Origin of the sequence: Neobacillus niacini, from assembly GCF_023715415.1 — a bacterium.
Lineage (GTDB): Bacteria > Bacillota > Bacilli > Bacillales > Cytobacillaceae > Neobacillus > Neobacillus niacini_C.
The window spans coordinates 1-26,075 of sequence record NZ_JAMBOB010000023.1 but is presented as its reverse complement, the minus strand read 5'-3'; the positions used below and the strand labels follow the sequence as shown (position 1 = coordinate 26,075).

At 40.4% G+C, this 26,075-nt stretch carries 15 protein-coding genes; 5 read left to right on the top strand and 10 right to left on the bottom strand.

The window, feature by feature from the left end:
- Window positions 1-215 precede the first annotated feature (215 nt).
- Entirely contained in the window at window positions 216-1,721 is a 1,506-nt protein-coding gene (locus M3189_RS26120; RefSeq protein WP_251639676.1) for an ATP-binding protein, read from the bottom strand.
- A 273-nt stretch (window positions 1,722-1,994) separates the two neighbouring features.
- Between M3189_RS26120 and M3189_RS26115 the strand changes: the two genes are divergently transcribed.
- Window positions 1,995-2,360: an aminoacyl-tRNA hydrolase gene (locus M3189_RS26115; protein ID WP_251639664.1), complete on the top strand. Its 366-nt coding sequence runs from the start codon at window positions 1,995-1,997 to the stop codon at window positions 2,358-2,360.
- Window positions 2,361-2,416: 56 nt separating this feature from the next.
- Here M3189_RS26115 and M3189_RS26110 read toward each other — a convergent pair whose 3' ends face one another.
- From M3189_RS26110 to M3189_RS26075, 8 genes are all read right to left on the bottom strand, one after another.
- Window positions 2,417-3,715 (bottom strand): alpha/beta hydrolase family protein, encoded by a 1,299-nt coding sequence (locus M3189_RS26110; RefSeq protein WP_251639653.1) that lies wholly within the window; start codon window positions 3,713-3,715, stop codon window positions 2,417-2,419.
- Window positions 3,716-3,878: 163 nt separating this feature from the next.
- Window positions 3,879-4,304 (bottom strand): DUF3021 family protein, encoded by a 426-nt coding sequence (locus M3189_RS26105; RefSeq protein WP_251639651.1) that lies wholly within the window; start codon window positions 4,302-4,304, stop codon window positions 3,879-3,881.
- 14 nt (window positions 4,305-4,318) lie between these two features.
- Entirely contained in the window at window positions 4,319-4,756 is a 438-nt protein-coding gene (locus M3189_RS26100) for a LytTR family DNA-binding domain-containing protein (protein ID WP_251639648.1), read from the bottom strand.
- Between the two features lie 211 nt (window positions 4,757-4,967).
- On the bottom strand, window positions 4,968-5,684 hold the full coding sequence (locus M3189_RS26095) for a LutC/YkgG family protein (protein ID WP_285889837.1): 717 nt from the start codon (window positions 5,682-5,684) through the stop codon (window positions 4,968-4,970).
- Window positions 5,681-7,111 (bottom strand): LutB/LldF family L-lactate oxidation iron-sulfur protein, encoded by a 1,431-nt coding sequence (locus tag M3189_RS26090; protein ID WP_251639645.1) that lies wholly within the window; start codon window positions 7,109-7,111, stop codon window positions 5,681-5,683. The genes M3189_RS26095 and M3189_RS26090 overlap by 4 nt, the downstream gene beginning before the upstream one ends.
- A 34-nt stretch (window positions 7,112-7,145) precedes the next feature.
- On the bottom strand, window positions 7,146-7,862 hold the full coding sequence (locus tag M3189_RS26085; protein ID WP_251639643.1) for a (Fe-S)-binding protein: 717 nt from the start codon (window positions 7,860-7,862) through the stop codon (window positions 7,146-7,148).
- A gap of 222 nt (window positions 7,863-8,084) precedes the next feature.
- Complete coding sequence (locus M3189_RS26080; protein ID WP_285889836.1) at window positions 8,085-8,810, bottom strand: FadR/GntR family transcriptional regulator; 726 nt, start codon at window positions 8,808-8,810, stop codon at window positions 8,085-8,087.
- 214 nt (window positions 8,811-9,024) lie between these two features.
- Window positions 9,025-10,269 carry a helix-turn-helix domain-containing protein gene (locus M3189_RS26075; protein ID WP_251639641.1) on the bottom strand — a complete coding sequence of 415 codons (1,245 nt, stop codon included), beginning with the start codon at window positions 10,267-10,269 and terminating at the stop codon, window positions 9,025-9,027.
- Window positions 10,270-10,619: 350 nt separating this feature from the next.
- Between M3189_RS26075 and M3189_RS26070 the strand changes: the two genes are divergently transcribed.
- The 3 genes from M3189_RS26070 (at window position 10,620) to M3189_RS26060 (ending at window position 19,237) form a co-directional block, all read left to right on the top strand.
- Window positions 10,620-13,415, top strand: coding sequence for a S8 family serine peptidase (locus tag M3189_RS26070; RefSeq protein WP_251639639.1), 2,796 nt, complete (start codon window positions 10,620-10,622; stop codon window positions 13,413-13,415).
- Between the two features lie 173 nt (window positions 13,416-13,588).
- Window positions 13,589-14,737, top strand: coding sequence for a hypothetical protein (locus tag M3189_RS26065; RefSeq protein ID WP_251639637.1), 1,149 nt, complete (start codon window positions 13,589-13,591; stop codon window positions 14,735-14,737).
- A 318-nt stretch (window positions 14,738-15,055) separates the two neighbouring features.
- Window positions 15,056-19,237, top strand: coding sequence for a S8 family serine peptidase (locus M3189_RS26060; protein ID WP_251639635.1), 4,182 nt, complete (start codon window positions 15,056-15,058; stop codon window positions 19,235-19,237).
- 136 nt (window positions 19,238-19,373) lie between these two features.
- Here M3189_RS26060 and M3189_RS26055 read toward each other — a convergent pair whose 3' ends face one another.
- Complete coding sequence (locus M3189_RS26055; protein WP_251639632.1) at window positions 19,374-24,947, bottom strand: pullulanase; 5,574 nt, start codon at window positions 24,945-24,947, stop codon at window positions 19,374-19,376.
- Window positions 24,948-25,442: 495 nt separating this feature from the next.
- Here M3189_RS26055 and M3189_RS26050 point away from each other — a divergent pair, with 495 nt between their 5' ends.
- On the top strand, window positions 25,443-25,937 hold the full coding sequence (locus M3189_RS26050) for a DoxX family membrane protein (RefSeq protein WP_251639630.1): 495 nt from the start codon (window positions 25,443-25,445) through the stop codon (window positions 25,935-25,937).
- Window positions 25,938-26,075: the final 138 nt, after the last annotated feature.

Sequence of the window (26,075 nt, the reverse complement as noted above, 5' to 3'; positions counted from 1 at the left end):
TGTCCTTCCGTAGATTGTTTGGTTTGGCGATTGAACAATACTACGATAGACATACTTTTTTATTTTTATTCATTTTTAGGGATAAGGAATTTTCCAAAGAGCCATCGCGGAGCGATTTCGTTCTTCTACTGTAAAAAATAGTAACAGCACCTTCTCCAAAGAGTAGGAGAGGTGCTGTTTGGAGGATTAGCTGAACATGTGTTGTTGTATTTAACTTAGAAGCTAGCAGGCAAAAAAACTCTTACTTCGGTGCCTTTATTTACTTCACTATCAATCTTTATCGTTCCATTATGTTTTTCAATAATGCGGTTGGAGGTTAATAATCCTAAGCCTGTTCCCTTTTCCTTGGTTGAAAAAAAGGGTTCACCTATCTTCATTAACCGTTCTTTCTCCATCCCGCATCCATTGTCAATAATGATAATTTCTACTCCACTTTCAGGGACATTCCTCAAATAGATATAAATGTCTCCATTACTCCCAATGGCTTCAATCGCATTTTGAAAAATATTAATAAGGACTTGTTTCATTTCATTCGGGTTACACATTATTTGATAAGAATTCTCTAATTCTGAGTGAATCGTAATATTTCTCAAGTTGGTTTGGCTTTCAAAAAGAGTAATCACATTTCTTACGAGCGTATCTATGTTTTGAAGAGCTCTTGGTGATTTTTGGTTTGGTTTTGCTAAGGATAAATATTCGGAAACAATAGACTCAATTCTCGATATTTCACCTAACATGATTTGTACGTGCTGGTGTTCAAACTCTCCGTTTTGATTCGCTAACTGCAAAAACCCTTTTATTGAAGTAAGTGGGTTTCGTATTTCATGAGCAACACCCGCAGCAAGCTCACCTACCACAGCAAGTTTTTCTGATCTTAAAATGAGGTCATTTGCCTTCTTTTGTTCTGTGATATTACGTCCAATCACCAGTAAATTTTTTCTGCTGCCGTCTGCATAAAAGGTAGGAACTTTTATGATATCGAAAATCGCGGAGAATTGATTTTCTATCGACAAATCCAATTCGAATCGATAGGGAGTTCCTTGCTCCCAAGCTATTTCATCGTTTGAAAAGCAATTTTGAAAGTTTTTAAACCATTCATTTTTGAAAAAAAGTTCGTCTAACTGTTTATTCCTATAATCAATGTTTTCCAATTTAAATAGGGATATAGCAAATTGATTCATTTCAATAAATCTTCCTTTGCCATCCTGAATATAAATTAAATCGGGCATGGAATTGATAAGGGCTAAAATTTGTTGTTCATTGTCCTTTCTGACTTCTTCCTTTTTCGCATTATCATCTCTTTCTACTGCTTTGCTATAGCGAATTTGCAGGAAAGCTACTAGAAAGGTAACAGAAAGGGTAAATAAAAAGTAAAAAAAGTCACCATTACGGTAAACATAATTCAGACGCTCTTCGAATTGATAAAAATAGGCCCCTATAAAAATACTAAGGATACTCGTTAAAATGACGGGGCGGTAATCATGATACAAAGTTAAAATAAAAATGACTAAAAAAATGAGGTAGAAATTAGGTATTACAGGTTCATTCTCTATAAGTACAAATGTAACAAAGGACATCCCCAGCGCACATAAATACATGGTTTGCTTAATAAAGAGTTTTTTGAAAACAAAAATTGAAATAGTTCCACATACGAAAATTCCGCTGCCAAAAAGGATAGCGATAAAAATAGGATCTTTATGTTTTAAAATTTGAACCAACATACACAGAAAAAAGCAGCCCCATAAAATACGGATCAACAACACATTTTTACTATGAATTCTTTGAATATTCACCTTTTATTTCACCTCTAAGAAATGCATGATATGACCATGACCCTGGGGACGGTTCTGCTGGTCACAGGTTGTAAGGGGATTCTGGAACGAGCATAAAGGCAGGATTTCTAACATTTGATGGAATGATTAAGTTAGTTTCCCAAAAAAAAGGATAGATTGTATTATAGAATGATATATATTAATTAAGGATTGATCATAAAGATGGATAAACGAGACCTGGTTCAATACTTTATTGTAAATCAAGATTTAATAATGTCAAAGGGGAAAACAGCAGCGCAAGTGGCTCATGCGGCAACTCTCAGTACGGTTAACCTGATATCTACACAATCTCCTTTTCCTGATCGGCATGATGACTTTGTAGAATGGGTACAAACTGGAATGAAGAAAATTATTTTGAAGGGGAAACAAGCCGAGCTTGAAAGGTTAGAAAAAAGAGGATATTTCAGTATTCGGGATAGTGGATTAACCGAGATTAAATCAGGTTCTTTGACCGTTATTGCACTTCCACCGATGGGGAAATTTGAAGCGAAAGAAATTGTTGGGCACCTAACTCTTTTAAAAAACTAGGATTGGATGTTGCCGGGAGAACCGCCTCATGGTCCCCCTGGCTCCCCCAAGCTCCATCAATACGTTTGTTCAGGTGTGAATTGGCCAATGCCTTTTAATGTGTAATCGAAGAATTCCCGTATTAGTTTGTTTTCAGTTTCGATTGTGGCATATGGATCAATTTTAGCTTTACTGCCTTGCAGGATGTTTGCGAGAATCGGTGAGACTAGCGGTAGATCGGTTAAGCTTAGATGTTTGGCGCCTTTAAAATGAGTGGTATAGGCTTCCTTGAATTGTTTATTATTCAGTTTGTTCGCTGCATAGGTGGAATTGCTGTCAAGCTGCTCCCAAACGTCGTCCGAATAAATGTTAAACAGCGGGGTCGTGTAGGCTTCGGTGCTTGCCACGAAATCATCGATGTCTTTCTGATAAACAAGCTCGCTAAAGAACGGGGCATCAATATTTACGACTGCATCGATATCCTTACGTTCTCTTCCTAACCATACACTTGCAGCACCGCCCATTGAGTGACCAAACACGCCAATTTTATCTGTATTGATATGTTGATAAGGTGTGATATTGTCACTTTTTGCTTTTTCAAGTATCGTATCAAGGACGAAATTCATATCGTCTGTCCGCAGCTTCATCCATTTTTGAATGAGTCCGTTGACTTCTTCCTGCGTGTAAATTCCTTCTTTATTGGCGTTTTCCACTTCACGATTATAATCTGTATTGATTAGTGCCTTCGTTCCATCCTCTGAAAGTGTAAAAAACGAATGGTATGGATGATCAATAGAAACAACGACATAACCATTGCTTGCAAGCTCATTATAGGTGGAAGTATTGCTTGCTTTAACACCGTAAGCACCATGTGAAAACACCAAAAGCGGGTATGTTCCTTCTGCGTTTTTTGGATACCAAAATTCCACATTTACAAATCTGTTCTCTCCTAAATCGGTAAATTCCTCGATACGGTTTTTGTCAACGTATGTGTAAGCTGCGGTTGCAACTTCGTATTTGCCTGTCACTTTTGGTGATGGATGCTGCGGGAATACAAGTGCAGGTACAAAGGCAAAAATGAATGCCATTACCAACATAATCGATTTCCACACAACAGAAGATGTTTTGTAGTTAGTTGGTTTGTTGCGGATAAGAGAAACCGCTCCCTTTATAGCTAGTAGGAAAAGCAGGATGGCAAGCATGGTCCAGCGGAAGCTCCACACAATCACCGGAGATAGGGTGAGTAGAACAAATACTATAAATATAGCCATCCTTATCCAATTCTTTATTTTTTTATGAGTTTGCTTTGTTACCATACAGAAGATTGCAAAAGAGACTTCAAAAATTAATGTAATCCACAATAATACAGTTCCCATCCTCATTACCCCTTTTTTTAAAATTCATTATCATGAACTCAGGATAATAAATTACAAAAAAGAAGTATATAGAAAATCAGTAAGTTGCATCCACAGGCAGGTAAGTTGCAAAAAAAGAGCGACAAGCAGGGGTAGCTTACCGCTAAATGATGGTTGCAGGTTGTTACTTATTTTTAAGTGCTTGTAGTTTTTCGTTGATTTTTTGAGCTTCTTTTTTATCCTTTTGAAACGAGAGCAGACGAATGAAGATATAAATAACAGCAATTTGCAGTGCCAAAATAACACCATCGGTAAAATTGTTCACGAGTCCAAAAACGGTGCCAAGGGTAATCAATAGAATCTCCAAAGTAAAAAAATGAATGGCCATTTTGATTCGCATTTTTCTCTCACTTCCATCATGAGGGGACTCCAAAATTAATCCTAGTAGTGCACTTATAAATGAGAACCCCATAATAATATAAATGGACTTCAAATCAAAGGTCAGAGTGGGAGCATAGATTTGTCGCAAAATCGTAAGCATGATGATGATCAATGCAAAGATCATCAAGAAGTTCTTCATTATTTTTTGTAAACTATATGCTGTCTTCATTATTCATCCCTCCATTACAATCCGAGCATTTTTTTCAGGACAGGCACATACTGTCTTGATACAACCGCTCGTTCCCCATTATCGAGTACCGCTTCGAATCTGCCACTTATGGACGGATAAATGGATGAAATTTTCGCTATGTTCAAAATGGTGGATTTGGATGCACGAAAACAGTTCTTTTCTTTGAATAGTTCCTCTAACTCATATAGCTTTTGTTTTACCTCATAAACATTGTCCTGGCAGTAAATAAAAACCTTACCATCCACTGCCTCGAAATAATAGATATCACTAAGCTTAATACGATGGACCTTTTCATTTTGATATCCAAGAACCATGAAGTTTTCACTTTCTAGCTTGTTGACGATTTCATAGATTTCGTCATCGACCTCATGACATCGAATAAGGATTTCCTCTATCTGTTCATTGCTTATCTCTTCAATTGAAATCTTCATATCATCACCTACAAAAACCCAAAGTATTATTTTTAGATACTAAATAATTTCTCCAAAAACCTCCAAAATCCCTTTTTTGAGACATGGGGACGGCTCGAGATTACAGAAAAAGTGTCTAGGTAATAAAACAAGAAGGCAATTACCTACTAAACGTAGATAACTGCCTTCTTTTATATATTCGCCTTTTTTGCCAGCAGAACCGTCTTCATGGTCACATGTCATCTACAAGGATGTAGGTTGCTTTGATAGGTCCATGGACGCCGACGACTAGGATCATTTCGATGTCTGCTGAGTTGCTCGGTCCTGTGATGAAGTTGATGCAGGAGGCAATTTGTTCGCCGTTCTTTCCTTTTTCGCTTATGATTCGGGCCGCTTGTGTCATGCGGGGAACGATGCTGCTTTTCGGGATAATAATGATAGAAGTCGCCGGTAAAAAGCTGACGGTTCTTCCTTTATCCTTGCTGCTGAAAAGAACTGCTGTACCTGATTCCGCCAGCGTTACATCACTGATGGTAATCCCGACATTTGCAGCCTCGGCCTTCGCTATATTTTCTTCGCCTTTTGTATGATCCCAAATATGTAGATCAATTCCCTCTTGTGGCCAGTCTTCCTTCATTACTGTTTCGAGGCCAAATTGAGAAAAGCGCTCATCTTTCCATGTGACAATGGGGCCGCCTCCATACTGGTTTACGACTTCTTTTATTGAGTCAGATAGCGAAGCCGTTGAGGTTCTGACAAAATTCGTATGAATATTTTTACATTGTTCCTGTAACACGTCCACAAGCTCATTTTGTGTGGCGCCTTTTAGCACTTCATCTTGGGGATGATATTTCCAGACAGGTTTTTCGATTGCCGCTTTCTGTTCCCGTCCAAGTGAGCTAGCGATTTTCCCTAAAAAAGCCTCGCGATTCTGTATGTTACCAATCATGATGGATTCCCTCCTTGTGGACGATTTTTAAACCAGTCACGGAATCTTTCCTTATTTGGTGCAGGGAAATCCCTTGATTCCGTCCATGCTTTTAATGGTCCCGGACCTTTTGAGATTTTATCATCCTTCGTAAATGGTGACATGACTGGTCCTGCCAGTTTTGAACCAAATTTATATAGAGCAGGGGAAGATGCACCAAAACCAAATGCCTTCATCAAAAGCTTTTCAGAAATCGGAGCTCGTCCTTCTTTTTCCACGATGACTTGGCGATGTTTATGAAGAAGCTGATGCAGCGGAATCTTCACTGGACATGCCTCTGTACAAGCCCCGCATAAAGTAGAGGCATAGGGTAACTCTTTATAATCATCATAGCCGCCTAGTAATGGTGAAAGCACCGCACCGACAGGGCCCGAATAGATGGAGCCGTATGAATGACCGCCGACATGCCGATAAACGGGACAGACATTTACACAGGCAGCACATCGAATACATTGGAGAATCGATTGAAATTCTCCGCCAAGGATGTCCGACCGGCCGTTATCAACAATGACAAGGTGAAACTCTTCTGGTCCGTCAACATCGCCTTCCTCTTTTGGTCCCGTTAACGTGGTGATATAGCTCGTCAGTTTCTGCCCTACGGCACTTCTTGTTAATAAGCTAACAAGGACTTCCATCTCTTCAAAGGATGGAACCAGTCTTTCCATACCCATGACTGTGATTTGTGTTTTCGGCAGGGCGCATACCAAATCGGCATTTCCTTCGTTTGTCACGAGGGTAATCGAGCCGGTGTCAGCAATGGCAAAATTACATCCTGTGATTCCGATATCCGCACTCAAATATTCTTGACGCAGCTTTTCACGTGCATGCAAAGCGAGCTCTTCTGGTTTTTCTGTCTGTTGATATCCATGGTTCTTTTTAAAAACATCACGGATTTGCTCCTTATTTTTGTGGAGCGCAGGAACAACAATGTGAGAAGGGGGCTCATGGTCATCCACTTGCAAGATGTATTCCCCAAGGTCAGTTTCAATCACTTCACAGCCTAATTGCTCAAGACCTGCATTTAAATTGATTTCTTCCGTCACCATCGATTTGGATTTAACGATTTTTTTAGCGTTTTTCTTTTCTGCTACATTCTTAATATACTCCGTTGCCTCTTGGGCAGTTTGCGCAAAGAAGACATGTCCTCCACGCTTCGCGACATTCTCACTTAGCTGATATAAATAATAGTCTAGATTTTCTAGTACATGCTGGCGGATTTCTTCACCGTGTGAGCGCCATTCCTCCCAGTTTCCTAACTCTTCTGCTGCACTTAAACGTCGTGATTGAAAACGTCCCTGCGCACTTGAGACCGCTCCACGCATGAAGGAATCGTGCAGCCCTTTATCAACGCGGTCCGTAAACGTATCTTCGCTTGTTTTCATTGACATTGGTCATCCCCCTTTTTATCGTATGATCTATTTTTCATCGGCTATTTAGGACCTCTGCAATATGCATGACTTTAACCGGAACGCCTTTTCGATCAATGCGACCGCCAATATTCATTAAGCATCCAGCATCTGCGCCAATTAAAATATCTGCCCCTGTTTCTTCAACAGTACAAACCTTTTCATCGACCATTTGCTCTGAAATATTCCCCATTTTCACGGAGAAGGTCCCCCCGAATCCGCAGCATCTCTCTTTACCTGGCAGCTCGGTAAAGTTTAATCCCTCTACATGACTCAAAAGGGTCATCGGTGCTTGTTTGACTCCCAGTAATCTTGTCATATGACAGGAGGTATGGAAGGTTGCATTTCCTTCTAATTTCGCACCAACATCTTCCACTTTTAACACATCGACGATAAATTCAGTGAATTCATAGGTTTTATCCGCTAGTGCTTGTGCTTTTGGCTCCCAAACAGGATCACCCTTAAAGATGTGGGGGTATTCTTTGAACATATAGGCACAGGAACCAGCGGGAGAAACGACATACTCCGCATGTTCAAAGGTAGAAATCATACTTTTCATTGCTACCTTTGATTCTTTTACATAGCCGCTGTTATAGGCAGGCTGGCCGCAGCAAATTTGTGATTCTGGATAGTCAATTTCACATCCGAGTCGCTCTAGCACTTCCACTGTTGCTTTTCCCACATCACCTTGAAACATATCTACTAAACAAGTAGCAAAAAGGGTGACCTTCATTTTCCTCGCTCCCTTATTCTCATTATGTTATTCTTAAACAACAGGTCATCTGATGACCTGAATATAATAAATCATATCTAATATTTAATACTATAACAAATATTCAGATAGTTGAAAGTGTTTGCATTTATTTTTTTAAAAAAATGTTAACTTCAGGACTTTTTGAAAAAAATACAGAGCCTTCAAATCGTATGAAGGCTTTCATCGATTAATTTGTTTGAATTACTTTTCCGCACTTTCAAAAAAATACATTTTCAAGACATTGTCGACATTTTCGAGATGTTCGATCATTGCCATTCGGGCCTTTTCTTCGTTCTTTTCTAAAATGGCATGATAGATTTTAGCATGTTCAATTACTAAATTTTCCGTCGTCGTTTGTTGGGAGAACAACCATAAACGCCTTGTTTCTTTCATCGTTTTAATCATAAGCTCTGACACTTGATCGAGTAAAGTGGATAAAAGGGGATTGCCAGCTGCAGCAGATACCGCTAAGTGAAACTGAAAGTCTGCCTTCTCACCTAGCTCTTCGTCGCCTTTAATCCACTTCATTTCTTCAAGGGCTTGCCCCATCGCTTCTAAATCTTCATCACGTCGATTTTTTGCTGCTAAAGCAGCTGTGCCCGTTTCAATAATTTTTCTGACTTCTAAAAGATGGGCTACATCCTTTTTATTCATAAGGATGGCGGTAGATAGGGGAAAGGTCATTTGCTTCGCATCAAATTCCTTAATAAACGTTCCTTCTCCTTGCTTCATTTCGACTAATCCCATTGCTTTCAAAGCGGATAGTGCTTCGCGTATGGCTGACCTGCTTACTTGAAAGTTTTCTGCCAGCTGCTGCACTGATTCAAGTTTACTCTTAGGCGGCAATTGTCCGGTTCGAATCATTTCATGCAGCGCTTCGGTAACTTCCTCATATATTTTTTTTGGTTTAATTTTTTTATATTCCAAGCCGATGCACCTCATTGGTTCGATTGATATTTATATTATACATGATACGTACAATTTATCTTTTCAAGAAATATAACTGAGATTAAATCAGGTTCTTTGCCCGTTATAGCACTTCCACCGATGGAAAAATTTGAAGCGAAAGAAATTGTTGGGCACCTAACTCTTTTAATAAACTAGGATTTGAAGTTGCCACCAGAACCGTCCCTATGGTCCCTCAAACGAGTTCGCTGTTTTTTTGGTATTTTTCCACAATCGACAATGCATATTTATTGGCTGCGTTTACTTTTCCTTTTTCCATATAATAATTCAATAATTTCATTTCATAGTGCTCCGATGCAAGGCCGTAACCCATCTCTTTAAAATACGGATAGGCATCTCTTTCTAGATAATCGTAATACTGTTCTTGTTGGTTTTGAAGCTTATATAAATGTAACTGAAAATAGTGTTTGTACATGGTATCCTTTAATTTATTTGCTAGAGAGAAACCCTCCTTGGCTAAACTCATTAAATCTGAATCAGACTTTAAACCCAGCTTTGTAGAGGCATTTAAATATCCTTCCAACGCCACTAGATAGAGTGAGTTCGTTGTCTCTCTTATTTTCAAGACTTGCCCATAGTATTCAACGGCTTTTTCATAGTTTCCGAAGCGAAATTGCTGATAGGCATAATTGTGAAGCAGCTTGGCTTTTTGATTGTTTAACCCCAAACTTTCGGCCATCTCAATTAATCTAGGAAACCCTGAATCTCTCGGGTCAAAATAGTCTGCTTGCTCAACTTGGATTAGCATCATCATCTCTGCTTCAATCATTCGAGTAAAACTGCGTGCAGCTGTAAAAAATTGCAGGGCCTTATTCGCGTAATAATAAGCTAATACATGGGAATCCATGCAATGATAGGCAATAGCTAAATCATAATAATATTCAGGATTATTGTAATAATTGATATCGATTTTTTTTAAATGTGAAATGGCTTTATTGTATTCTTTTTCGTAATCTAAGCAAAATTTCCCTTTAATGTGTAAAAACATGTTTTGATTGTATGAAGTAAAATCTTGATAACTGTCCATTTCATTAATAAGGGACAGAGCAAGTTTACCTTCGCCAATCAATAAATAATACCTGGTGAGTATCAGTTTATAGGAACAATAGAAATCAGGCAGCTGCAAGAGAGCGACAGACTCTAATTGCTTCTTTATGCTTTCTGCTTTTGAGTTTAGTTTCAGGATGATCGATTCATGCCATTCTTTTAATAATAAATCCAAGCCTACGTAGGTATTCATCTCTGACTGCATGTCTATACAAAGCCTCTTGGCCAAAAGCTCTATGGTTTCCTCTGATACTTCTGTAAGCCCCCGTTCAATCTTGCTTATATGAGTCTTTGAACATATGCCTTCTCCTAGGTCTATTTGCTTCAATACTTGAAGTTCCCGGTGAAATTTGATGATCTTTCCTTGGATCATATTAGCCCCCCTTTTTGTCTTATACCTAAATAGAATCTATTTTTGCTCTTACTGCACTCTGTGACCCCAACTCAGGTATTACTTATTCGGGTCTTTTCTACTATTCTTATCTGCAAAAACTATCATTCTATAGCATTTTAACTGTATTTAGTAGTCCTGCTGCGGTTTTAAAACCCCATTTGATAGAAAGGAAGGAGAAATATACTATTAGATTATCATAATAATTATATATTTATTATGAATATTTAAAAAGTATCAAAGTAGGATCTAGGAAGCAAAGAAGAGAGATGTTTTAATAAGCATCTCCCCTTTTCTTACTTTAGGAAATTAGTTGAATAGGAGATCAAATCATGACTAAAAAACAAACTTGGAAAAGATTTTTAAATGGAATCACAGCTTTTGCTCTATTGTCCGGTGGAATGGGAGTGACTGCTACTAGCATCATTCCACTATCGACTGTTTATGCAAATGAAAATGTTTCGGCAGAAACGATTCTTAAGAGTTTATCGGACAAGCAGTTGGCTGCACTCCATAAATTACAGACATCAGAACAATCGGGGATGCATTTAGACCCTAATGTAAATCTCGAAAGCAGTGAGGTAGTCAATGTCATTGTTCAGTTTCATACATTACCAGCAAAAACAGCTGTTGCCTCAAGTGAAAAGAGCGGAAAAACGATTTCTCTATCAGAAGCAAAAGAGAGAGTGAATGCTTCACACCATCAGTTCAAAAAGGATTTAGATGCACTCAGTAGTAAAAACAAAAAAAGCACAAGTAGCCCTATTACCATCAAACATTCATTTAAGGAAGCCTTTAACGGGGTTTCTATGTCACTGCCAGCAAATGAAATAGAGAAGTTACTAGATTCACAGACAGTTAAAGCTATTTGGAGCGATGTGAACATTAACGCTGCTCCACCTATTGAAAAGGAAAATGAGAAAGCACGGATAGCAATAAATCCTTCACATGGGGCAGAACCACTTCATACAGAGGGATATACTGGTGAGGGAATTAAGGTTGCTGTGATTGATACAGGAATCGATTACAACCATCCAGACTTAAAAGATGCCTATAAAGGTGGTTATGACTTTGTAGATAATGATGCTGATCCGATGGAAACCACCTACGATGAATGGGAAAAATCAGGTTGGCCGGAGATAAATAATGGAAGCTCCTATTATACTTCCCATGGAACACATGTAGCAGGAATTATTGCGGGTCAAGGAAAAAATGATCACGATTACGGTGTTAAGGGAGTTTCACCAGGAGTAGACCTTTATGCCTATCGTGTTCTTGGACGGTACGGAAGTGGGATGTCGAGTCACATTATTGCCGCTATTGATAAGGCAGTAAGTGAGGGAATGGACATCATGAATTTATCACTTGGAGCCAATATCAATGATCCGTTTTATCCAACCTCTATTGCAATTAACAATGCAGTTTTGGCAGGTGTAACAGCTGTTGTCGCAGCCGGAAACAGCGGAAGTGAAATGAAAACACTAGGGTCGCCAGGAACATCAACACTAGCACTTACGGTAGGGGCAAATGATATGGCTGTTACGCTTCCGACATTTGCTGGTGGAATAGCAGGAAACGGCAGCAGTACAGATGTCGATTTACGTTTGTTAGGCAGAAATGTAAGTGATAACATTTCCCTGCTTGAAGGAAAAACTCTTTCCATTGTGGATGTTGATTTAGGACAATCTTCAAATTATGTGGGAAAAGATGTAACAGGGAAGGCAGTACTGATTGCACGTGGCGAAACCTCATTTGACGAAAAAATAAAATTGGCGAAAGATAAAGGGGCTGCAGCTGTTCTTCTTTACAATAACAATGAAAGTGAGGGGCATATCCCTTATTATGTAGGTGAAACCGTCAACTATATCCCGGCATTTTCCTTAAACTTCGAGGATGGGGTATCTGTAAAGGAGCAATTAGCATTAGGTGAGGCATTCGTGACTTTCACCGGATTAGGGAACTTTACTTTGGAGGGAGGCAATCTGGCTGACTTTAGTTCACGTGGTCCTTCAAGAGTTCAATACGAGATTAAGCCAGAAGTAACCGCTCCAGGAGTACAAGTGCTATCAACTGTTCCATCCTATGCGAATGGAGCAGCTTATATAGGAAACTATGACTCTGCCTATCAACAACTTTCTGGTACGTCTATGGCTTCACCGTATGTTGCGGGGATAGCCGCTTTACTATTGCAGCAAGATCCAACATTAACACCAGATGATGTAAGGACCATTTTAATGAATACGGCTGATCCGCTGAGCAAAGATTACAGTGTATTTGAAGCGGGAAGTGGTCAAGTAGATGCGAATGAAGCATTGCATTCACAAATCGAAATCATGGTAGAAAATCCATCCGTAACGATTACGAATGGAGAAGTACAAGAAATTATGTCAAAATCAGGTGCTTTAAACTTTGGTGCATCCCTGCATACCGGAAAGACCATAAACGAAAGCAGAGCGATTACCTTTAAAAATCAAGATAAAAAACCAAAAACGTTTGAAGTAACAGCAGATTTTCAAGTTGGGATGGGTGGTTCAAGGGATGCTAATAAAAATGGGGTATCCTTACAAGTAGACAGAAAAATCATGACCGTACCAGGTAATAAAGAAAAAGCATCGAATATCTCCATCGTTGTACCTCCAACCGCAGAAGCTGGTACGTACGAAGGATTTGTTACTTATCAAAACAAACATGACAAAAATGAAGTATATCGAATACCTTTTGCTTTTGCTGTCACAGAAGAGGGGTTTCGTGAAATGAAGACAGATCCAAAGGTCATGACATCGAGCTATACGTTTTTTTATCCGTATATAGCCTATCAAGCAGGAGTTAGGTTTACTTCAAAGTCAGTAATGGAAACCATTGATTTTGTATTACTAGATGGTGAAACAGATAAAGAACTTGGCTTTTTAGGACGGCTTGAGGCTTCTGCTCTTATGGAAGATATAGAGTACTATGTTACTAGTGTGTTTCAGGGGTCGTATTTCCCATATACAGGGGATCCAGACCAACCGATTTCAGAAAGCAGGGTAAAAGTACCGTATGGACCAGGACACTATAAGGTGAAAATGATTGGTACAAATAAAGAAGGAAAAACATTCCTAATGTCAGACCATGTCATGATGGATTAACAGGTCCTGAATTTCAGACAGATATCGAGGAAGGTGTTATTGAATATAAACCTGGTACGACATCATATCCAATTAAAGGAACACTCATTGACAAAAATTATTCAGACTATAAAAATCAAGGAATCGCGATCGATCAATCTGGCCATTTTGTCATGGAAAAGAGTAATAGTTTCATGTTTACCAATCAAATTTTCGTTGATGCAGAAGGGAAATTTGCCTATAATATTCCGATTGATCCATCTGCTAAAAGTGTAAATGTTGAACTTCAAGGATTCAACACAGCTGGAATCGGTAAAGAAATCAAATCTTTTACCTTTATTCAGGAAGGAACTCCGTATGTATATGGAAGCTTAGAAAATAAATATAGAAAAATGGGTGATGGTGTAAAGATCACTTTAACAGCGAATAATATTTCAGAGGCTAAAAATTTAGCTGCTAGTTTTACATTTGATAAAAATCTACTAGAAGTTGTAGACGTGAAGATCCATCCAGATCTCAAGCAATTCGGCAATGCCGAAATCCTATCAGAATCGGTCTCTGACGGTTATGAGACAAAATTGAATGTAAATGTGGCGTTAACGGACGGAAAAGTTACGGGAGATATTCCATTCGCTGAAGTCATTCTAAATGTAAAAAATGATTCGCACGAAATCATCACGTATTTTAACAGCCCAACTGCTTCTTTTATAAATGAAAATAATGAAACAACCTCAATGGTTTCAGCTGTTGCACCGATTCTTATCGTCCCGTCCTATTCAAAAATTTCGGGTACCATGGCTGCTCCCAAACCTTTTCAAAGAGGCAATAGTACTTCATGGAACCTACAGGTTGATCCATCTCAACTAGGTGCTTTTATTACTGTTAAGGATCAAAAAGGCAAAGAGTATGCGGGAACCATCAACAGATATGCCCAAATAGAGGTGGGGGGATTACCACCTGTACTTGAAGAAATGGAATTAACTGTTGACATTCCAGGTCATTTTACTGTATATAAACCCTTTCATGTAGGGTATTTAGATGACAATGGTAACATTACAGCACATTGGAATCCTGAAATAAATATAGAAGCTGCCATTCCAGGTGATGTAAATAAAGATGATGTAATCGATGTACTAGATGCCATTTATTTAGAACTAAATTGGGGTACAAATGAACGTAGAGCTGATATTAATTTTGATAAAATGGTAGATGCAAAAGATATGAAATATATACAAGACCATTACTTGATGAAAAATCAAACTGCAAGTACAACACCTGAGCCAAAGGAAATCCATGAAGGCAAGACTTTGGAAGATATCCTTACGAAATTGGGATTAAATTAAGTACAAAGGACTAGCGATGTTTATCGTTAGTCCTTTATTTTTTTATGATATGGATAATAGTAATCTATCAAATTGCTTATTTCCTCTTTTGGATGTTTGAAAACCCCAACTCAACTAATTGTAGTCAAAGCTCTTCGTATACTAACTCCCACTTTATTCCTTATAAAAATGATGAAATTTGGGTGGAAAGTCTTGCCTGAAACCCCGTTTGTCACCTAGTAGAAAAGTTATTAATCTATTATTGTGTTAATTTTTTGAAAATTAAGAGTGGGGGTAATTTTCGAGAATTTTCAACTAGACTATGAAAAGAGGGAAACTATGAAAAATGTAAAAAGAAGATGGGTTAGCAAAGCGGTCAAAAATACAACTGCGCTTGCCCTATCGGTAGGACTAATTTTTCCGTCCATGCAGTCAGGTATGACGATTGCCTCAGCCGAACCACAAAGTAATGCAGAAAAAATCCTAGCATCCTTAACGGATGAACAACGAGCAGCCCTAAGCCAATCCGAGGCAAAGGAGAACTATGGACTTCAAGGGTTTGAAGAAAAGGAACTAAAGGAGAACAAAGAGATTTCTGTTATCGTTCAGTTCAAATCGAAACCAGGACAAGTGGCGGTCTTAGATGCTGCTCTGGATGGAAAATCATTAACAAGAGATGCAGCACAAGGTAAAGTTGATCAAGAACATGATTCGTTCAAAAATGATCTCAAAAAGATCTTTCCTGCAACCAGTGCGCAACGGTCGCTTCCTTCCGCTAAAAAAGGGTTAAATATGGTAGAAACACCTTACCAAATCAAACGATCCTTCAAAACGTCCTATAATGGAGTGTCGATGACTTTACCAGCGAATCAAGTAGAATTATTGCTCCAGTCGGATGTTGTTCAATCAATCTACAAAGATACCACCTTCACGATAGAACCGCCTTCCCTTGCAGATTCTAAAGGGAAACCAGGTACACCAGATGCACCCCAATCACCACCGACAGGAGATGCTGTTTCATTCTTAGGAGTGGACAAGCTTCACAAAGAGGGTATCACAGGTGAAGGAATCAAAGTAGCTGTTATCGATACGGGAGTTGACTACAATCATCCGGATCTCAAAGATGCTTACAAAGGCGGATATGACTTTGTCAATAATGACAATGATCCGATGGAAGCCACTTATGAGGATTGGAAAAAGTCTGGATCACCTGAGTTGGCTGCCAATGGCTCTGCCTATTATACAGATCATGGAACGCATGTATCTGGTACCATCGTTTCACAAGCAAAAAATAACAGTGAGGTTTCCGTCAAAGGGATTGCTCCTGATGCCGATCTATATGTGTACCGTGTACTTGGTCCTTATGGTAATGGGACTTCAGATAATATTATCGCTGCTATCGATCAAGCTGTCATTTCGGGAATGGATGTTATGAATCTTTCGTTAGGAGCTGCTATAAATGATCCATACTTTCCAATCAGTACAGCGATTAACTATGCCGTGTTAAGCGGTGTAACGGCAGTAGTAGCAGCTGGAAACTCTGGTCCGGGATTCTATTCCCTAGGATCTCCTGGAACAGCCGCTATGGCACTTACTGTTGGCGCAAGTGATATTTCAATACCAATTACCACGATGAAGGGGAACACAGCATCTGGAGGATCAATCGAACTAGAAACAATGGCGAGAAGTTTTTCCAATGATCTCACCACATTTAAAGGTAAAAGCTTTGAAATGGTGGATGTTGGATTAGGTGGAGATGCCGACTACACCAATAAAGATGTGACAGGAAAAATCGCGTTGGTGGAACGTGGCACCCATGCACTGGCAGACAAAATTAAGTTTGCAAAAGCACATGGTGCGAGTGCCGTTCTCCTCTATAACAATGTAGAAGGACATATTGGAGCTTATCTTGGCGAGGCACAGGATTTTATCCCAACCTTTTCTGTTACACAACAAGATGGAAAAGCATTAAAAGCGCAAGTAGCAGCAGGAAAAAACACATTTACCTTTACTGATGTAACGGTTACTGCAACAGAGGGAGATACACTTGCCGATTTTAGCTCTCGTGGTTCAGCATTAAAAACATTTGATATAAAGCCGGAAGTAGTTGCACCAGGTGTAAGTATTCTCTCTACGGAGCCGAGCTTTATCACCAACCCAGCAACTCCTGCCGATTACACAAGTGCCTATGCCCGTAAGAATGGTACATCGATGGCAACACCACATGTTGCAGATATATCAGCTTTAATGATACAAGCAAATCCAAATTTGCAGCCGGGCGATATTAAGACTATCTTAATGAATACTGCTGAACCGTTGAATGGAGACTACCTACCGCTAGAACAGGGAGCAGGACGTGTCGATCCTTTTGAAGCCGTACATCCTGGAATGAAAGTTCAAGTCCAAGATGAAACTCTTATTCCTTATGGGGAAGAAATGGTCAACATAGAAGAAACAACTGGTGGAATCAGCTTTGGAGAACTTTATACAGGTGCAGACCATTCCATCAATAAAAAAGTTACTTTACAAAACTTTGAAAAAGAAAATAAAAAGTTTAACGCAAACGTTCATTTTCAAATGATAAAAGGAACATCTGATCCAAAAGCCAATGGAGTAAAAGTAGCTATTGATCCCGTGATTCAAATGAAGAAAAATGAAAAGAAAAATGTAAACGTATCGCTCACTCTACCGAAAACAGCAAAAGAAGGCGTCTATACAGGTTATATTATCCTAACAAACCAAAAAGATAAAAACGAACAATATCGTATTCCATTTAGCGTTCGAACAATAGAGGAAGGTTTTTATGGCTATGCCCTCAATAAAGCTTCAACAACTCTAGAGTATAGAATTTCGCAAACAGAACCGATGGGAATGGCTTCAGGTAATGTTTCGCCTACACTAACTTTTAATATGAAAACACCTATGGAAAAAATGGATATCGTTTTGCAAGATGGAAAAACTGGTCAAGATCTTGGTTATGTTACCTCATTGAATCTATCTAAATTTAACACCAATACGTATATTATCGCCATGCTTTCCATTCTTGGCAGTTATTATCCATTTACTAGTGATCCTGATCATCCGATTTCTGCCATTGCTGAAAACGCAAAACCAGGCTACTACAAGTTTAAATTGATTTCAACTTCTGTGACTGGTAAGACCATAACCGGCTATGTTGATCATTATGTAGATATTGAACAACCAGAAGTTACTACATCACTTGATCAGGAATCACCTTTTCACGAATACAAACCTGGTCAAGAAACGTATCCATTTTCGATGCAAGTAACTGATCCACAAGTGAAGGAAATGCAAGATGCCGGGATGGTAGTAGATTTATCCGATACCTCCTTTCAATATGCTATGCATACTCCATCTCTATCCCCAATTATTAATATGGATAAAGAAGGTAAGTTTTCTGAAGACATTGTGATGCATCCAGAAATACCTGCTTTAAGTTTCATAGTAAAAGGAAGAGATGTTGCTGTAAATAGTCCAGTAGCAAAACAATATTATTTTATCAAAGAAGGTACGCCAAACGCATATATCAACAGCCCAATCAAAGAAGTAACGATGGGTGATACCGTAAAGGCAACTCTTAAATTAGATAATATTTCATCCCTATCATCTGCTAGTTGGACTTTCGCTAATCTAGATAAAAACTTTGAAATTGTCGATGCCAAACCAAATGCAGAGTTAAGTCAATATGGTGAAGTAAAGGTGAATCTTACGAATTCAGGTACTCCAACCGTACAATTGGATCTGCCATCCACAGCGCCAATCCATGACAAAGTGGCTGCTGTCGATCTTACCTTAAAAGTGAAAGAGTCTGCCTTTAGTACTTCTGTTAAACTAGATCCTACTGTCTCGGTTACCAACCCAGAAGGAACTACTAATTTAATTAAAGCAGGATATACTTGGGGTCTATTATCTAGCTTCTCTGAGCTAGAAGGTCCGCTTACTGCCGAAGGATTTTTGAATCCAGGCACGACGAATAAGTATAAAAATGTGGATTGGCCAAACTCAGGTGCATCCATTAAACTAACACAATCGAACGGTACCGTATTTGATATTACGCCAAGTTTAGTAAAGGATGTCAATCGCTTTGCTATCTCTAAATTACCACTGACGGGCGATTTATGGTCATGGGAATTTACTTTACCAGGTCACTTTAAGGTCAATATTCCAATGATGTCCGGTTTTGAATACAAAGGTACGAAATATGGTCAAGAAAAGATACTTATAAGTAAATACTTTATTAAAAATGCAGTTGCAGGAGATGTGAATCAAGACCAAGTGATTGATATCAAAGATGCACTGGAGATTCAAAAAGCATGGGGTACCAATACTCGTGCGGCAGACATCAACTGGGATGGAACCGTGGATGGAACAGATATCAAGTTTGTCCAAACCAACTATCTCAAAGTGAATCCATATGTGAGCGAGACACCAGCTCCAGTAGATCAAGTGGATGGAAAAACACTAGAAGATATTCTAAACGAGTTAGGTATAGGTTCGTAAGGGGGACCAAGGGGACGGTTCTTGTAGTCCACATTAATATCATTTATGACCATGGGAACCGTCCCCTTGGACACTTGGACAACAAAGAGAGACCATGCTAAAAGCATGGTCTCTCTTTGTTTATATTAGCTTTGTCCTATTTACCGTTACCAGTCTTGCCGTCCACTTTGATTACTATTGTTGTTAATGGGTCAATGGTCAGGGTTCCATTCTTAAGTGTGAAGCCTGACTTTTTGGAAACTGGGGTTGCGCCTGCTTCGTCGCTGTCGACGACTACCTTGCCTTTAGAGAGGTTAACGTCTCCAAGTGTCAAAGTGCGTGTCTCAGTATCGGCATTGACGAACACATAATAGGTTCCTGTTTCATCAGTAGAAACAGCTTTGTACGCGATCACAAGGTCTGTATCCTTTATTTCCGGAAGGTCAAGCAGATTTACATTTTGGTTAACCAGCTGTTGATCGCCCAAACGGAAAGCATTTGTTGATTTCCTAAGTTCAATCAAACCTTGCGTAAATTCGCGCGTTTCTGTATTAATTGGATATTGTTTCTTATTCACAGCCTTCTGCCAGTCAAACATATTGATGGCATCGGATGAATCGTAAGAATCGTGAATAAAGTATCCAAATGAGCTGCCTTGTTCGTCTTTCAGTTCATGGTATTTCTGTTCCGGAACACCTTCACCAAGCCATTGCTTTGTCCTGCCATATTCCTGTCCTGCATGCAGGAAGGTAGTTCCCTGTGAAGTCAGAATCAGGGAGTTTCCAATACGGATACGCTTATGGATTTCCAGGTTGTTTTTCGGAATGGAAGGATCCTTCTTTATAGATTGGGCGATGACGTCGTAAAGTGTCATGTTGTCGTGTGCCTCAATGTATTGAACCATATCACCAGGATCATCCTCAGAAGTGTTGGACGGCTGGCCTTTGATGTTGTTAAAAATGGTATCGATGCTTCTAGCTCCGCCAGTGATAAATCTTGGCTCGCCCTCTGAACCGAAGCCAGATTTCAATTCATTGCGGATTTCATCAGAGAATACTCCGACATTGTCCGTCTTGTCCATCCAATCCTGGTCCGCTCCCATTCCTTTTAGTTCAGGCTCGCCGATATGGCCGGCAAATGTCCTCCAGCCTTCGCCAAGGAACAGGGCATTTGGATTAATGGAAGCTGCGGCATCATAAGCATTTTGGATGGAAGGATAGGTAGCATCACCCATCATGTCAAACCTCATACCATCGATTTTATACTCATCAAACCAGTATTTTACAGAGTCGACCATCAGCTTTTCGGCCATTTTATGGCTTGTTGCCAGGTTGTTTCCGAAGCCGCCAAGGAAGTTGCCCTTATCGTCTTGGAAAGCATAGTAGTTTGGAACAATGTCATTTAACATGCTTGATTTTGCCATATGCGTGTAAACCACATCAAGCACGACCCCCATTCCGGCATCATGGATGGCATCAATCAGTTCTTTCAGCTCTTTCACGCGCTTTTCAGGATTCGTTGGATCCTCTGAATAGGCGCCATCTGGAGAGAAGTAGCTATGCGGGTCATAGCCCCAGTTGTATTCATTTCCTCCGGCAGAGTAGTTAAGCTCTCGTTGTCCCATTTTGGTTTCATCCCCATAATACCACGCCATTACCGGAAGCAGTTGAACGTGCGTGACGCCCATTTTCTTCAGATAACCGAGTTTATCAATGAAGGCTTTGTAGGATCCCCATCTAGCATTCAGATCCCCTTCGATAGACGGGTCGGAAGTGAAGTCACGAATATGTGCTTCGTAGATGATAGCATCTTCGCGTTTTTCATACCCTTTGATGTTTGCAAAATCAAAGCCTTTAGGGTCAGTGCTGCTCAGGTCAACAATCGCCGCCTTGCCGACACTATCTCCATCAGGACCAGCTTCACCTTTCGTATTGACAGTGAAGGCTGCCATTGACTTGGCATACGGGTCGAGAACTTTGTTTGTTACTCCATCATTTGTCACTTCATATTGGTAAAAATAACCCTCTAAATCAGCTATATTTAGGTCGAGTGGGGCAACGTCAGCAGACCAAACCCCTTTTTCACCCTTTGTCAGCTCAATGCTGCCGATTTCCTCAGCTGCATTCTTCTTATTGAAAAAGTTTGCCACGACCTTGCTTGCTCTTGGAGCCCATAGTTTAAGGGTAACAGCGCCGTCTTTATAGGTTGCGCCAAGGTCATTTTCTTCGTATCCGTACATAGAATCAAGCATTCTCCAGCCCGTAGTGGCTGATACGGTCCGGCCAGCATACGTTACGGATAATGGGAGTTTATTAATGTCGAAGGCTGCGGTTACTTTTGCAGAAGCGGCTCCAGTAATTTCAACCGATTCAATGGCCACAGTGCCGCCGTCAGCCTCCTTGATTTCAAGTGCCTCTTTCAAGCTGTCTGGTGTCAGACCTTCTGTCATTGTAAAACCAAGCAGAATACTATTTTCAGAGATGACTTCTGCTTTTGTGATTCCGGTTGCCTGCTCCCAATAAGGTGAGATGTAGACATTGTTGTCACCTTGTTTGATCCAAAGGTGATTGTATTTGTCGAGCAGGTTGAAGGATTTGTCTCCAGCGTCTTTACCAGCATCGCCTTTGGTTACATCCATCACAAGGAAGCCAAGGGTTTTTGCCCCTTGTGCAAGCTTCACGTCAACATACGCGCCATAGCGGTCTGTGCCGGAGAATGGGGATGCTCCGGTCGGCCAGTTGGCAGATGGTGATGCAGCATCACCCCAGAGCCATGCGCCGAAATTTTCATAATCGCTGTTTTCACGAACATAATGGATGCGGACCGTATTTTCCGGCAGATCTACTGGCTCGTAGTTATAGACGTTGTCCGATCCTTGCTTAATCCAGATTTCGTTCATTTCTGGAGATGTAAAGGTGAATCCCTTGTCTCCGCCGTCTTTACCAGCATCGCCCTTGGTTATATCCATAAGGAGGAATCCAATGTTTTTCGCGCCTTCTTTAAGCGGTACATCAATATAGGCACCGTAGCTGTCTGTTTTTTCAAACATAGTCGCACCAACTGGCCAGTTGGCAGAAGGGGAGGCTACATCATTCCACAGCCACGCACCGTAATTTTCATAATTACCATCTGTACGGTTGTAGTGAATACGGAGGTGGTTCGCAGGAACGGGTTCAACACTTCCACCACCATCTTCACTGTCCGCAGCTGCTGCAGCTGTGATGCTGCCGTTTTCAACGGTAAGCAGGACTGTACCGCCGTCTGCTTTTGCAGGAATGGTTACTGTGACCTTGCCATTTGCTGAAACTGTGTAAGTCTCGTTTGAATAATGATCTGTTACAACAGCGTCTTGGGAATTCAATGTAAAAGTAACTTCCTTAACGCTGTCTGCGATGTTTAAGCCGACATATGCTGCTTCATTTTCGTATTTTCGGGCAAAAACAAGGAACTTGTCGCTGTCAGAGCCGCCGATTGTCAAGCGTTCACCTTTGGCAAACACCTCTGAATGATCAGCTCTAAAGTTCAAGACCTTCGTATAGTGTTGTAGTACATCATTGTTTTCTACCTGATTCCAGGCAAGGTCATAACGGTTGTCATACTGTGGATAGTTGTTAGCGCCGCTTTGGCCAAGCTCTTCGCCGTAATAGATGACCGGCTGGCCCTTTGCTGTTGCCTGCAGAGATGCTGCCAACTTCAGCTTGCCTTTGTCATTTCCTTCCTTGTAGAGGAATCCATCTTCGTCATGGCTTCCCAGGAATTGGCCGAGAGTGGCCGTATTATCTATTTTTCCGTTGCGGGCCATCAGGGCGTCGTTTGCCGACTTTAGGCTGCCGTTAACGAAATTGTGGGCGATGTCTTTAAAACCAAAGTCAAGCAGGGAATCCATCATTCCTGACTCGAGATATCCGCCGTTTTGATCAACACTTCCGCCCCAGAATTCACCAATCATTTTGTGTTCCGGCATGATTTTGGTAAGTTCATTTTTAAATGCCATCAAGGTAGCATCTTCCACATGTTTTACTGTATCCACACGGAAATAGTCGATGGTATTTCCGTTAGCTGTTCTAGACTTTTCAATCCAGTCTGTTTGCCAGTCAATGATCGTTTGGCGGACGGCTGGATCTTCTGTTTTTAAATCCGGAAGGCCTGCCAGCTCACCAACAACCTCATCGGTTCCAACATTAGAACCTTGGCGTAGAAGGGAGCTGAACCGGGAGCGGTCTTCATCCGTTGGGTAGCCTGCAGGCGGATTTGCCACAGTCCCATCAATCTCTTTTAATCCATAACCCGTGTGATTTAATACTACGTCGACCATAATTTTAATACCACGTTCATGGGCATCGTCAATCAGTTGATGGAAATCTTCCATACTACCAAAGTGAGGATTCAATTGTCCAAAATTGTTTGCCCAGTAGCCGTGGTAAGCGTAGTAGGAATGTCCCTCCGGGTTGTTATAGCGAGCATCGTACTTAACGTTGTCCACGATTGGGCTGATCCAGATGGTGTTGACACCAAGCTTGTCCAAGTAATCCAACTTTTCAGTGATGCCTTTGAAGTCTCCTCCCTGGTAGGTTCCACGGTCGTTTTTGGCATCGTAATTCTGATTATAAGGGTCGTTGTTGGTAGAATCGCCATCAAAGAACCGGTCTGTCAGCATGAAGTAGATGATGCTTTCATCCCAGTCAAAATCATTTTCCCCAACGGACTGGCGGGCTTTCACCTCTACTGAAGCAGAACTGCGATAGTAGTTTCCGTAGGAATCAATCACCGTAAGAGGGATCGTTTTTGTTCCTGCTGTGATATGGTCATCCACGGCAATACTGATTTCTTTTAACGCCGGGTCAATCTCAAGCTGCTCAGCTCCTCCAAGGGATGAGATGTCTGCAAACATTTTGTTGACTTTCAGTTCATTCGTCAGTCCCTGTACATCGACAGTCAGAACCGCATTTTGATTATAGTCAATTACTGCAGGCTGAACGGTACCTGAAACTGTTAGATTAGCTTTCTGGAAATCTATCACTGAAACGCTGTTAACAGTGTTGTAAGGGTCACTTACTTCTTCCGTTGTGCCATCTTTTTTTGTCACGAGGTAAGAATATTCGTTTTTGCCATTCGGAATGTTGTTGTATGTCACTACAAATCTCTCATTCTCTGGTTCAAACGTCATCGGAGTTGTTTTTCCATCAAATTTTAAATCTACTTTTTCGATGGTATCCATTGCATCGCTAGCAAAAAGCATTTTATCGCGATAATAGAACGTCGCATTCCCCTGGTCGATAATAGGGGCGGATCCATCTGGAACGATGGTGATTTGCTCCACTCCACTTGTGATGTAAGCTTTGGTAATCGAGTCATTCTTATTAACAGGAATAAAACGATCTCCGAATTCCTTTTGTGCGGTATTCCAGTCATACGTGCTGCGAAGTACAAAGCCCATTTGGGCAGTTTCGGAGCTTACGGGAATCGTAGCAGTGGCATGGTTATCTTGATAGGAATCAAAATTAACCTGACCATCGCTGACGCCAGTATTCCAAGTCCAAATGTTCCAATCGCCAAATGTCTTATCGTCACGAATGTACGTGAAACGAATCTCGCGATTGGTTGAAGCGGTTGTCTCCGCCTTCGTCTCGGCTGCAAAAGCTTCCTGGCTTGGGATATAGGGTATCCACAAGCTCAAGAGCATAATCGCAGTCATGATGATGGAGAAAGTCCTTTTTGTGGTTTTTCTCATTGACACAATTACCCCCTTTTAAATTTTGAAATAGGGAAGTATAAGAGCGTTTTTGCTGCAAGTCAGTTGCTGTAAAGGTCTGTTACTCTTAGAATAGCCCTATTTGCGCAATCGTTTGCACAAAATGCAAAAAAAAGAAACGCTTTGTTGTGCGATTCAACATAAAGAATCAATAAACGGAAACTTCATGTCTATTAATTTATGAATAGAAATCGCTTACAAAAGAGTGAAGTGTTATGTGCAAACGATTGCATTCCTAATATACAATAAATTCAGACAAACTACAAGGACCATGGGGACGGTTTTACACGGTTTTATTGACCTAAATCAAGGTAATGGTTGATTCGACCCGTTAATATAAACGTATAAAAATGAATGGGGGGTTGCAGAGGGGCTGATTAGAAATAGTACATAATGTTCAGAATACGCTGCAGTAAATCAAAATTTTTTAATGAATATTGTGAAGTGATTCACAATCAGAAGGAGAAACTCACGATGAGAAAACATATAAATGGAACAAAAATGGCATTCGTTTGGACAATAGTACGAATTTGGTTAGGACTTCAATGGATCGAAGCTGGTTATTATAAAATAATATCAGGATTTGAAGTAAGTGGATTTTTACAAGGCGCTATTGCAAATGCGAGAGGAGAGCATCCTACCGTTCCAGGCTGGTATGCCAGTTTCCTCGAAGGATTTGCCTTACCCAATATAGAGTTTTTTAACATCCTAATCCCTTGGGGAGAATTTCTTGTTGGCTTAGGATTGATTTTAGGGTTGGTGACCGTTCCGGCCTTAATGGCAGGAGCCTTCATGAATGCTAACTTTATTATGGCAGGTGTTGGACTATCCAGCCCCGACTCTAAGCTATTCACAATCGCCATCATCCTATTACTTATTGGAAAAGGAAGATACTACTACGGCCTTGATCGATTTGCTATCCCCTATCTAAAAAAGCATGTATCTGCCAAAAAGAAGTATGTTGTGTGACCAGGTGACCAGGGGACGGTTCTTATAGGGGACAATCGGAAGTTTTGCGCGTAAAAAGGCACAACTAGTGATAATTGCTAGTTGTGCCTTTGCTTTTTTATCGTTGAAAAACCAAATGCGCAAAATTTTTGATTGCCC

Coding starts and splice junctions, on each gene's coding strand:
- M3189_RS26065 (WP_251639637.1), top strand. CDS start 13,589: ATGTTTACCAATCAAATTTTCGTTGATGCAGAAGGGAAATTTGCCTAT.
- M3189_RS26085 (WP_251639643.1), bottom strand. CDS start 7,862: ATGAAGGTCACCCTTTTTGCTACTTGTTTAGTAGATATGTTTCAAGGT.
- M3189_RS26050 (WP_251639630.1), top strand. CDS start 25,443: ATGAGAAAACATATAAATGGAACAAAAATGGCATTCGTTTGGACAATA.
- M3189_RS26090 (WP_251639645.1), bottom strand. CDS start 7,111: ATGTCAATGAAAACAAGCGAAGATACGTTTACGGACCGCGTTGATAAA.
- M3189_RS26095 (WP_285889837.1), bottom strand. CDS start 5,684: ATGATTGGTAACATACAGAATCGCGAGGCTTTTTTAGGGAAAATCGCT.
- M3189_RS26115 (WP_251639664.1), top strand. CDS start 1,995: ATGGATAAACGAGACCTGGTTCAATACTTTATTGTAAATCAAGATTTA.
- M3189_RS26070 (WP_251639639.1), top strand. CDS start 10,620: ATGACTAAAAAACAAACTTGGAAAAGATTTTTAAATGGAATCACAGCT.
- M3189_RS26060 (WP_251639635.1), top strand. CDS start 15,056: ATGAAAAATGTAAAAAGAAGATGGGTTAGCAAAGCGGTCAAAAATACA.
- M3189_RS26105 (WP_251639651.1), bottom strand. CDS start 4,304: ATGAAGACAGCATATAGTTTACAAAAAATAATGAAGAACTTCTTGATG.
- M3189_RS26110 (WP_251639653.1), bottom strand. CDS start 3,715: ATGGGAACTGTATTATTGTGGATTACATTAATTTTTGAAGTCTCTTTT.
- M3189_RS26075 (WP_251639641.1), bottom strand. CDS start 10,269: ATGATCCAAGGAAAGATCATCAAATTTCACCGGGAACTTCAAGTATTG.
- M3189_RS26100 (WP_251639648.1), bottom strand. CDS start 4,756: ATGAAGATTTCAATTGAAGAGATAAGCAATGAACAGATAGAGGAAATC.
- M3189_RS26055 (WP_251639632.1), bottom strand. CDS start 24,947: ATGAGAAAAACCACAAAAAGGACTTTCTCCATCATCATGACTGCGATT.
- M3189_RS26120 (WP_251639676.1), bottom strand. CDS start 1,721: ATGTTGGTTCAAATTTTAAAACATAAAGATCCTATTTTTATCGCTATC.